Source organism: uncultured Maribacter sp., from assembly GCF_947496775.1.
Classification (GTDB): Bacteria; Bacteroidota; Bacteroidia; order Flavobacteriales; family Flavobacteriaceae; genus Maribacter_B.
This window is the reverse complement of record NZ_CANMDU010000002.1, coordinates 328576-340580: the sequence shown is the minus strand read 5'-3', so window position 1 is coordinate 340580 and position 12005 is coordinate 328576. Positions and strand designations below refer to the sequence as shown.

The window sequence follows — 12005 nt, the reverse complement described above, 5'->3', positions numbered from 1 at the left end:
ACTCTTATACTGTATTTAAAAGCAATTTAACACAAATGCACTATTACCCCAACCAGCCTTCCCTATCTAAACTTCTATATTGAATGGCTTCGCCTATATGGGTGCCATTTACTTCTTTTTTATTTTCTAAATCGGCAATGGTACGTGCTACTTTTAGTATCCTGTCATAGGCTCTGGCAGAAAGGTTTAGTCTTTCCATGGCGTTTTTTAAAAGTTGCTTAGAAGCTTCGTCTAACTTACAGTATTCCCGTATTTGCTTGGTATTCATTTGGGCATTGTAATGCACATTATCTAAATCTTTAAAACGTTCTGTTTGCAGTTCTCTTGCCACCGTTACTCGTTTTCGTATCTCCACACTACTTTCTCCTTTACGTTCTTCAGAAAGCTTTTCAAAAGGTACAGGAGTAACCTCTATATGAATATCTATTCTATCCAATAAAGGACCCGATATTTTTCCAAGATACCGCTGCATTTCTGCTGGCGATGAAGTTACTGGAGCATCTGGGTCATTAAAATACCCTCCAGGACTAGGATTCATACTAGCAACCAACATAAAACTACTAGGATACGTAACCGTAAATCTTGCTCTAGAAATAGTTACTTCTCTGTCTTCTAACGGTTGGCGCATGACTTCTAATACACCACGTTTAAATTCCGGCAATTCATCTAAAAACAAAACTCCGTTATGCGATAAAGATATTTCTCCGGGTTGCGGGTATGCCCCTCCTCCTACCAATGCTACATCGGAAATGGTATGATGGGGACTTCTAAATGGCCGTTGACTCATTAACCCCATATTCTTTACCTTTCCTACCACACTATGTATTTTAGTGGTTTCCAAAGCCTCATTTAGGGTCATCGGAGGTAAAATAGAAGGTAATCTCTTGGCCAGCATAGTTTTTCCCGCTCCCGGAGGGCCGATAAGAATAATATTATGCCCGCCTGCTGCTGCAATTTCCATACACCGTTTTATGCTTTCTTGTCCTTTTACATCGGAAAAATCGAACTCCGGAAAATCCAAATTCTTAGCAAACTCTTCTCTAGTATTTACAATAGTCTGTTTTAAGGGCGTTCCTTTATCAAAAAAATCGATAACCTCTTTTATATTTTCTACACCAAAAACTTCTAAATCAGATACTATTGCTGCTTCTTTTGCATTTTCATTAGGAAGAATAAATCCTTTAAAGCCCTCTTCCCTAGCCTTTATTGCAATGGGCAAAGCTCCTTTTATAGGTTGCAAACTACCGTCCAAGGATAGTTCTCCCATGATAATATACTTTTCCAAATCCTTAGATTGTATTTGGTTCGATGCAGTAAGAATTCCTAATGCCAAAGTTAAATCGTAAGCCGACCCCTCTTTTCGTAAATCGGCAGGTGCCATATTTATGGTAATCTTTTTTCCCGGAATTTTAAAACCATTATTTAAAAGCGCCGCTGCAATTCTGTAATTACTTTCTTTTATGGCATTATCTGGTAAACCCACCAAATGATAACCAACTCCTTTATCTACATTAACTTCAACGATAATCGTGGTAGCCTCTACCCCAAAGACAGAACTACCATAAACTTTTGTAAGCATAATCCTATTTAGTTTGGACTAAATATAAGCAATGATTTTGAAGTCTCTTCTATCTCTTTCTTATTCATTAACATTTTTCGAAACTCTCCATTAACAAACATTTGGGCTTGGTCTTTGTAATGTCTACTAAATGGATTACCAGATTGCCCGGTTGGAAGAATACTTATACTATTTTCTACATCAGAGAAATCTATAATTCTACGTGTAGAAGGGCCGGAACTTACTTTATACTTTCCTGTGTTATTATAGCCAAAAAACATATTATTAATTACTTCTCGGCTACCCATAACTGGAAAAGGACCAACATTGAAAAAAGAACGTAACGCTTTTACTTTTCCAATAGGATGCTCGTGTTCCAAGGTATGCACTTTATCCCAAGTCCATTTTTTATAATTAGCTCCAAAATCGTCTTCTAAAGATGCCCATGCTTCTTTAAAAGAAGTATTAATTATATCAGCTTGCGTTTCCTTTTTTTCTTTGGTGTTTACATTATCCCACCAGACAGAAGAGTTCTTACTTGCCATTGGAGCTATAAGTCTTTTATGTAAGTGTGTGGATAATAATTGGTTGAACATTTCCTCCCCTAATTCATCGGAAAATGTATTTTTTAAAAAGTAATACACCCAACGATGATAAACCGTTGCGGAGTAACTATTTAAGGGATAATCTCCTTGCCACTTATTTAAATCATCTAACAACGACAACTCATTGCTATTCAGATTTTTAACATCTATTACCTTACATAAACCTGTAAGCACTAAAAGGTTCACGGGTGACGCAGCATCAGTTATCATTTTACTTGCCGATTTCTTATCCCAATCGTTTTTCGGCTCTAATAATTGAGTAATACGTTTGGCTCTATTTTCTGGTAAATAATATCCCGGATATAAACTTCCTTCCACGGAATCTGGCTGGTTATTTGCAGAATACACATAATTCCATGGCGGATTAATCGCTTTTGGATTTTTACTAAAATCTAAATATCCTAATCTTTCATAAGCACCAGAGCTGCCATTCATAATCATTTTGGAATTTACCCTATCTGGTAACGTATGCAATTTTGCCGTGGCAAACCAAGCAATATTTCCTTTAGCATCTCCGTACATAACGTTCAGGCCTGGGGCATGAATATTAGGTAAGCCTCTTTTAAATTCTTCTAAATTATTAGCATGAGACATACTATACAAAGCACTAAATACTTTGTTTTCTTGGCTAGTATACGTCCAAGACATACTAATGGGTCTTTCTCCGGTAATTTGATTTGCAATCCCATTTAATACAGGTCCATGTCTTGTTTTCTTGTAGGTAAAAATAACATCTTCTTCGTCTTTAACCTTAATACTCTTGGTTACCAAAGTATATGGCTCCCAACCCGTCGGGGTTTTATACTGAGTGCTATCCGCTGGGTTAGTTTCTTCATAATAAAAATCCACATCGTCATTCTCGAACATAGTTAAACCATACGCGAGTTTTCTATTATGCCCTAAAAGAGGAAATGGGACTCCTCCTAAATGATAACCATACTTTTTGTAGGTTGGTGTACTTATGTGCGCCTCATACCAAACTGAGGGTTGTGCAAAACCAATATGTGGGTCATTAGCGAATATTACTGCTCCATTTTTAGTTTTCTCAGGAGCTATAACCCAACTATTACTTCCCTCGAACAAAGGAAGTGCCATTTTACCAAGAGTAGTATTTACTGTAGAAGCAATTGTATTCTGAATTTCCGTTTTACGGGTTAATGAATCGGTTTCTTGCGATGCGTAGTTTTTTATCCATGTAGTATTAGGATCTACATTTATTTCTAAATCAGCTAAATATGCAACGCCTAACTTATCTTTTATATTGGTTAGTAAAGGATCCGTTTTATGTGCCATAGCAAAGCTAAAAGCCATGTAACCTACTGTATTATACATATCTACCAGAGTAAAGTCTTGCTTTTCTATTCCCGTAAGATAATATTCTATTGGTGTTGGTCCGTCTTTTATAAACTTATTAACCCCTTCCAAATAAGCTTTAGACAATGCTATTATCTCACTATTTAAATCTAAGGTTGCAACTGTTTTCTCTGCTGCATCTGCTATTCCTAAGGAAAGAAAGAATTTATCCATACCTATTAAATCTTTTCCAAATACTTGAGATAATCTACCCGTGCTAATTCTACGCATAAGTTCCATTTGCCAAAGCCTATCTTGCGCGTGTACATACCCTAAGGCCTTATAAGCATCCTCTTCTGTTTCGCCGTAAATATGTGGTATTCCATAGGTATCATAATGTACAGAGACTTCCTTTTTAAGAGACAAAAATTTTACTTCACCTTTATAATTTGGCTTAAGAAAAGATATAGATACAAAAAGTAATAGGAGAAGAACTCCTATAAACATTAGTACATAAACTGCTACTTTTTTAAATTTTATCATCTATTAAAATAACTTTGAGGGTACTCTGGAAAGATAAAAAATTATTTCATAAAAAAAGCACCCAACTTGGTGCTTTACACGTTTTATATTCCATAATTAAATGTTCCGAATTAGAATAATTTTATTACATAACTAATAAACATTATACTGTAAAATACCACACCAAAAAGCATTAGTAGCAAAACTGCAAGTTTTTTTAATTTTATCATAAAGCATAATATTTTAAGGTAAAACAAATAACATTACCGTATAAACCATAAAGGTTCTTATGCTTAAAACGTAGTATTATTCCTACTTATTGCTTTTTCTTAAAATTTTCTACACCTAGTCTTAACCATTTTTCATAAGTATCGCTATCTGTACTTTGAATGGCTTTATTTAGAATTTCCATATCCGAAGAAATAAGAACATAATAAGGCTGGGAAGCGGCATTGAAGTTTATATCCTGAAAAGTCCCCCATTTCTGGCCAATGGTTTCTATGATTTTAACACGACCAGAGTCGTACTTAAACTTAAATTGTTCCTCTTTTGGTAGTTCTTTTCTATAATCTACATACAGCGAAATAAGCACATACTCCTCTTTTAATAGCTCATATACAGCTGGCTCGCTCCATACATTTTCTTCCATCTTACGGCAGTTTACACATGCCATACCCGTAAAATCTAACAAAATAGGTTTATTTACTTTTTTAGCATAAGCTAGACCCGATTCAAAATCTTTGTAACAATCTAATCCTAAGGGACAATCGCTTTCCTGCGAAATTATACTATAGAATTCTGGGGGCGGAAATCCGCTCAACAATTTTAAATTAACAACCTTCGTCATTCCTAATACCAAATATAGCATGAAGGAAAAACTTAAGATTCCAGTTAATTTTCTTCCAAATGATAATTTTTGCTTTGGCCCGTCATGCGGAAATTTAAAGACTCCTAACAAATAAAGCCCCATTAATAAAGAAAGCACTACCCAAATTCCTAAAAACACTTCTCTTTTTAATATCCCCCAATTTCCAACTAAATCGGCATTGGATAAAAATTTAAGTGCTAAACCTAGTTCTAGAAAACCAAGAACAACTTTTACTGTGGTCATCCATCCACCAGATTTAGGTAAGGAATTTAACCAAGCTGGGAACATGGCAAATAATGCAAATGGTAAAGCTAAAGCTACTCCAAAACCAGTCATTCCTGCGGAAAGATTATTTGCAACATCACCTTCGGCAAGTGTTGTGCTGCCTAATAGTCCTCCTAATATTGGACCTGTACAAGAAAAAGATACAATTGCTAGTGTTACTGCCATAAAAAAGATGCCAATAAAACCACCAACCTTAGTGGAAGCTGCATCCATTTTATTAGCCCAAGAACTTGGTAATGTAAGTTCGTAATACCCAAAAAACGAAAACGCAAAAAACACAAAAACAATGAAAAATGCTAGGTTTAACCATACATTAGTAGCTATGGTATTTAGTATTTGCGAGTCCACCGAATCGAACAAATGGAAAGGCAAACTCAATAGAAAATATATAAGAACTATAAAAAAACCATAGAGCAATGCATTGACGACCCCTTTAGATTTATTTTGCGATTGTTTAGTAAAAAAAGAAACCGTAAGCGGAATCATTGGAAAAACACATGGGGTTAAAAGTGCAATTAATCCTCCTAAAAAACCCAATCCAAAAATAACCCAAAGCCCTGATTTCTGCTGTACATCGGTTTCCTCATTATTTAATAGTTCTTTATTCTTTAAATCTAACTTTAAAGCAGAACTCATTGCTAAACTGTGGTCATCAACTTTATCTTCTGCTTTTACTATTGGGGCTCCATTCAAAGAAAAAGTAAACGACTCGTCTCTAGTAATACAAACTTCTTTACATACTTGAAAAAACATCTTTACCTCTACCTGCGCTAGTCCTGGCTTCAGTGCTTTTATTTTTTGCTTAAAGATTGCTTTTTCAGAAAAGAACGTTTCTTCTACTTCGAAAACTTCACTAAACTCAGAATGAGTCTTGCTTTCTTCAGTTTTTCCTATCAACTGGTAATCCTCATTAACATTTACAAAACTAAATTCCGTTGCTAAAGACCCTCCTTCTGCAGTATGCTGGGAATACAAATGCCATTCAGGAGCTAATTTCCCAATAAGGATTAACTCATAATCTGTATCCGATACTTTATGTATTTCTTGACTCCATACTACGGGATTGTCTTCATCTTGCGCAAGACCTATAAAACTAAAAACAAACGAAAAAAACACTGCTATAATACGCTTCATTTTATAACTGAAATTTTAAAATATTTTTTGTTGTAGAAGTTACTTTAAAACGATTGTCTCCTCGCTTACCAATAACCCAAACTATTTGATCCTCACTGCAGAGCAACCATTGATTTTCTTTAGACAAAACATCTACTTTCTCATCCTTAAAGTATTTTGCTAACTTTTTTTTGCCATGCATACCAAAAGGATAAAAGTAGTCGCCTTTTTTCCATTTCCTTATCGTTAAAGGGTATTTTAACTTTTCTTTATCTACAAAAAGGGTGTTAGAAGTGCTCTTCTCTAATGAAACTACTTCTTCTACCTTAATAGTTACAGGTTCTTTAATAAACGTATTATCCTCCGAAATATTAAATGTTTTCTGAGAAGCCTTATGTAAAGGAGCTAGTAATAAATGTTTTCTATCCTTTAATAAACGGTAGGTGTCCGAATGAATTTCCTTTCCAGACATGGCTGTAAGCAAATCTGCAACATTTTGCCATTCCGTAAATCCGTACCTTTTAAAAAGGCCATGAATGTAGCCTTTTAAAGGTTTCAGATGTTGCAATTCTTCTATGTCTATTTTAATGTTATCTCCTTCAGATACAAATAGGTTGTTTCTAGTATTTTGAATTGCATCTTCTGAAATAGCTGCGGTTTGTTCTAAATACCGTTGCGTCTTTATAAAATTATCTAAAAAAGAAGGGTGTAATTCTTTTAAAAGAGGCACTATCTGATGTCTTATTTTGTTTCTTAAATATTTAGTATCTCCGTTACTCTGGTCTTCTCTCCATTCTAATTTTTGGGTCTGCGCAAAAATCATTATTTGCTCTTGTGAAAATTTTAATAACGGCCTTTTTATATTAGTGGTGTTAGATGGAATCCCCTTTAAACCATCTATACCGGTTCCTCTGGAAAGGTTAATAATAAAAGTTTCTAAATCGTCATCTGCATGATGTGCAGTAACTAAATATTGTATAGAATTTTCTTCTTGAATTTTGGCAAACCACTTATAACGAAGCTCTCTTGCTGCTATTTGAACAGACACCTTATTATTATTAACGTAATCAACTGTATCAAAACGAGTTATATATATTTTTTTGTTTATTTTTTTTGAGAAATTCTGTACAAATTCAGCATCTTTATCACTCTCTATTCCTCGCAAATTAAAATTACAATGTGCTATTTCAAAATCTAGATTTACATTAGCACATAAATGAGCCAAAACAATACTATCTATTCCACCACTACAGGCAAGTAGGAACTTAGTTTTTTTTAATTCCGGAAACTTATTTTCTATATGTTTATAAAACAATTCTTGCACTTTACAAAGGTACTTAAAGTCTTGCCCTTTACCCAATGCCTTATTTACTTTCTAAAACTTGGCGCATAGCCTTTGCTTTTAATAAGCACTCTTCATATTCCCTTTCTGGAATAGCCTTGGCGGTAATTGCTCCCCCCACAGCATAAGAAACGTACTTTTCCGTGGCGTTATACAAAATACTACGGATGATAACATTAAAATCGAAATCTTGTTCTGGTGTTATATAACCAACCGCACCGCTATACACTCCTCTTTTAAAAGATTCTAACTCCTCTATAATTTCCATAGCAGAGACTTTTGGAGCACCCGTCATACTTCCCATCGGAAAGGTTTCTTTTAGTACATCTACCACATTCTTATCCAGTGGAATTTCAGCAGTAATTGTTGATATCATTTGGTGTACCTGCTCAAAGGAATATACTTTACACAATTCCTCTACTCTTACAGAACCCTTGGTAGCACTTTTAGATAAATCATTGCGAACCAAATCTACAATCATAATATTCTCCGCTCTTTCTTTTTCATCTTGGGATAAATATTTTTTTAACTCTTCATCCTCTTCTGTATCTTTAGATCGCTTTGCTGTTCCTTTAATAGGCTGAGAAATAAGAGTATTCCTTACTTTTTTTAAGTATCGCTCGGGAGAAGCAGATAACACATATTTATCTTGTACTTTTAAAAAAGTAGCAAAAGGGGCTTCTGAAATATTATTTAGTTTATTAAATACCTTTAACGGGTTAATCTCAGTATTTTCTGCGTAAAACTCTTGACAAAAATTAGCTTCGTAAATATCTCCTCGTTGAATATAAGCAAGCATTTTCTTTACTTTTCTAAAATATTCATCCTTAAAGATTCTCATCTTTATTTTAATATCCTTCGATTTTTTTTCGTCTTCTACTAAAGCTAATGAAGAAATAGTATCAAAATCTTCCTCAATTTCATCATCAACCATATTTAAGTAAATAAACTCAACGGTATACCCTATTATTTTTATAATTTTTTTAGGCTGATAAAAATAAAGCTCTGGAAAATGCAGATTATCTAAATTAGAAGAAGAAAGGCGTTCTACATCATTTTTTAAATCATAAGACAAATAGCCAAACAACCAATCTTTGGTTGTTTTCTGGTATTCTTTAAAATCATGAAAGGCGTTTTTTGTATCGGTAACAAAAGCGGTTAAACCATCTACTGCCAAAAGGGCATCGAAAGAACTGTATTTAGATGTATGGTTGTTACTATCTAACCAAGTAACCTCATCAAACTGTTGCGACCATTGCAACGCAGCTTTTTTAAATTGGGTAATATTAGCGATAGAATACGCTATGGTTTTTCTCAAATTTTAAGCTATTTTATCAATAAGTAAATTTAAAACCTTTTGGTGCTTTTTAGCTAATTCTTCATTTACAATTCCTTCCTCTTCCTTATAATTTAAATGGAATTCTGGCAAGGAAAAAGTAGTAACTATTTCTGCACCCATTCTTGGGAGCATCCCTTCTATCATAGCAAGTGCTCCGACGCCTCCTCTTTTTCCTGGAGAAGTAGCCATTAGTATTACTTTTTTACCTTCAAAACAGTTCCTTTCTAAACGAGAAAGCCAATCTAATACATTTTTAAAATAGGCCGATAAACCTCCGTTATGCTCATTTACAGAGATAATAATACCATCCGCTTTTTGTATATCTTCTTTAAATTCTACAAGGGAATTAGAAAAACCTTTTTCTTTTTCATAATCCTCACTATACATTGGAAAAGGATAATTTGCAAGGTTTAAGGTTTGAACTGTATGTTCTTTAGCCAAAGCAGCAGTATACTTTATTAATTTATAATTTATGGATGTAGATGAATTACTACCTGCAAAAGCCAATATAGATGCCATATTTTTATCTAAAATGATTATTTAACGAAAATAAAGCAATTACGCCTTATTTGCGACTTTTTTACATAATTTTGCGACAATAAAAAACCTAAATAATTGTTATTCAATACAATATCTTAAAAAGAGGTGATGAATATAGATAAAAAACGTCTTTATTTTATTGATGCAATAAGAGCTTGGGCTATCCTTATGATGCTTCAAGGACATTTTATTGATGGTTTGTTAGACCCAATTTTTAGAGATGACACTAATCTATTTTATAGTGTTTGGAAATACTTTAGAGGAATAACTGCTCCTGTATTTTTTACAGTTTCAGGGTTTATTTTTACTTTTCTTTTAATAAAAAATCCAATTAAAGGGTTAAATAATCCTAGAGTTAAAAAAGGTATTACTCGTGGATTACAATTAATTGGTATTGGTTATTTGTTACGAATAAATTTATTAGGTCTTTTGCATGGCGAAATATACGATGCTTTTTATTTGGTAGATGTACTACATTGTATTGGTGTTTCTCTCCTTGGGATTATTACCATATACATACTTACCTGTAAACAAAAAAACTATGTATTTCCAACAGTTTTAGGTTTAATAGGAGTTACTCTTTTTATTTTTGAGCCCTTATACGAAAAATCTTCTTTTAGTTTTCTACCGCAAGCAATGGCCAATTATTTTGCAAAATCTAGCGGCTCTGTTTTTACTATAATACCTTGGTTTGGTTATACCGCTCTTGGTGGAACAATTTCCTTTTTGTTTAAAAAGTATAAAGAAAAGGACTTTTTTTATCCCGTAAGTATAATAGGGAGTCTTGCTATTGGATTGGTGTTAATTTTCTTTTCTTCTGATCTATTTATGAGCTTGTCTAAAACCTCAAATATTTCTCTCTTTGCTTCTATATACTATAACAACTACCTCTTTATACGTTTTGGAGACGTATTGGTTGTTTTCGCTGTTTTTATGACTATTCGTCAATTGTTAACCAATAAGACTATTATAAAACTAGGACAAAGCACTTTGTCTATTTATATTATTCACTTTATAATTTTATATGGTAGCTTCACTGGAGTAGGATTATATCGATTTTTAAATCATTCCTTGTCTCCTACTCTAGTTATAGTGGGAGCGGCAGTATTTATGGTTGTTTGCTCTACTCTCGCCTTGTTCTATGAGAAACACAAACAAGTTATTATAAGGAAAATCACAGAAGTTATTGCAGAAAAAATCCGAGCTATAGAACCCGGATTATTACTACTATTGAAAGTCATTAAATCTTTTAGTAACAAAATACTTAAATTTTTAGGTGCGGTAAAGAACTAAGAGTTGGCATTTATTATTTTCTTTTCCTCTTCAGAAAACACTAAATTATCTAAAGCCTTTACATTTTCTATTAATTGTTTTGCAGAACTAGCACCAACCAATACAGATGTAATAGCTGGTCTATTCAAAAGCCATGCAATAGCCATTTGCGATAGTTTCTGTCCTCGCTTTTCCGCAACAGCTGCTAAGTTTTTAATCTTATGTAAATTATTCTCTACTTGTTCCCTATCTAAATAGGTTAAATTCTTTGCTGCTCTAGAATCTTCTGGAATACCATTAACATATTTATTAGTAAGCATACCTTGGGCAAGAGGAGAAAAAGCAATACATCCTACTCCATTATTTTCTAATGTATTTAAAAGTCCGTCTTCTACCCATCTATCAAAAATAGAATATCTTGCTTGGTGTAATACAAAAGGAACACGCAATTCTTTTAAAAGGGCTGCCGCTTCCGCCGTTTCTTTGGGCTGGTAGTTAGATATCCCTACATAAAGCGCTTTGCCTTGACGAACTATATCCGCTAGCGCAACCATAGTTTCTTCTAAAGGTGTGTCGGGGTCTGGTCTATGGTGGTAAAAAATATCTACATAATCTAAGCCCATTCTTTTGAGACTCTGATCTATACTTGCCATTATATACTTTCTAGAACCTAAATTACCATAAGGTCCTGGCCACATATCATAACCTGCCTTAGATGCTATAAATAATTCATCTCTATAGGGTTTAAAATCTTTTTTATACAGCATACCAAAATTCTCCTCAGCAGAACCATATGGTGGGCCATAATTATTTGCTAAATCAAAATGCGTAATTCCTAAATCGAAAGCGGTTCTTAAAATTTCTCTTGCATTATTTTGATTATCGACAAAACCAAAGTTATGCCATAAGCCCAAAGAAATTGCTGGCAACAAAACACCACTCTTTCCACAGCGATTATACGTCATGGTATTATACCGTTCAGAATCAGCCACATAATTAATAACACCAGATTTATCATTTATCTTCATAAAAATACCTTTCCTTATTTTACTCGATATTCGAGATACAAAAGCTGCTAAGCTTGCCTCGAAATCAAAATTAGTTTCCTATAAATTCCTCGCAGGCTTACCCCGAGGTAATTTACTATTTTTAAAAACCTAAAGTTACATAGAAAAATAATATTTACGAGTCCAGATTTAAGAACAAACGTATTCGCCTTAAAAGCATTAATTAATTATTCGATAATGGAGTTTTAAATACTTCAATCC

8 protein-coding genes are annotated in these 12005 nt (G+C 33.7%); 1 reads left to right on the top strand and 7 read right to left on the bottom strand.

What is annotated here, in order from left to right; all coding sequences use genetic code 11:
* Window positions 1-43: 43 nt before the first annotated feature.
* The 6 genes from Q0856_RS06090 to Q0856_RS06065 form a co-directional block, all read right to left on the bottom strand.
* The gene (locus Q0856_RS06090; RefSeq protein WP_298475998.1) at window positions 44-1579 is read right to left on the bottom strand and encodes a YifB family Mg chelatase-like AAA ATPase; all 1536 of its coding nucleotides are present in this window, start codon (window positions 1577-1579) and stop codon (window positions 44-46) included.
* Window positions 1580-1587: 8 nt separating this feature from the next.
* Entirely contained in the window at window positions 1588-3999 is a 2412-nt protein-coding gene (locus Q0856_RS06085) for a penicillin acylase family protein (protein ID WP_298503451.1), read from the bottom strand.
* A 295-nt stretch (window positions 4000-4294) separates the two neighbouring features.
* A complete protein-coding gene (locus Q0856_RS06080; RefSeq protein WP_298503449.1) occupies window positions 4295-6265 on the bottom strand; it encodes a cytochrome c biogenesis protein CcdA in 1971 nt (656 codons plus the stop codon).
* 1 nt (window position 6266) lies between these two features.
* Entirely contained in the window at window positions 6267-7568 is a 1302-nt protein-coding gene (tilS, locus tag Q0856_RS06075; protein WP_298503447.1) for a tRNA lysidine(34) synthetase TilS, read from the bottom strand.
* A gap of 40 nt (window positions 7569-7608) precedes the next feature.
* A complete protein-coding gene (locus Q0856_RS06070) occupies window positions 7609-8904 on the bottom strand; it encodes an anthranilate synthase component I family protein (protein WP_298476007.1) in 1296 nt (431 codons plus the stop codon).
* A gap of 3 nt (window positions 8905-8907) precedes the next feature.
* A complete protein-coding gene (locus Q0856_RS06065) occupies window positions 8908-9444 on the bottom strand; it encodes an NAD(P)H-dependent oxidoreductase (protein ID WP_298476009.1) in 537 nt (178 codons plus the stop codon).
* Between the two features lie 129 nt (window positions 9445-9573).
* Here Q0856_RS06065 and Q0856_RS06060 point away from each other — a divergent pair, with 129 nt between their 5' ends.
* A complete protein-coding gene (locus tag Q0856_RS06060) occupies window positions 9574-10758 on the top strand; it encodes a heparan-alpha-glucosaminide N-acetyltransferase domain-containing protein (protein WP_298503446.1) in 1185 nt (394 codons plus the stop codon).
* Here Q0856_RS06060 and mgrA read toward each other — a convergent pair.
* Window positions 10755-11765, bottom strand: coding sequence for an L-glyceraldehyde 3-phosphate reductase (gene mgrA, locus Q0856_RS06055; RefSeq protein ID WP_298503445.1), 1011 nt, complete (start codon window positions 11763-11765; stop codon window positions 10755-10757). The genes Q0856_RS06060 and mgrA overlap by 4 nt on opposite strands.
* Between the last annotated feature and the right edge of the window lie 240 nt (window positions 11766-12005).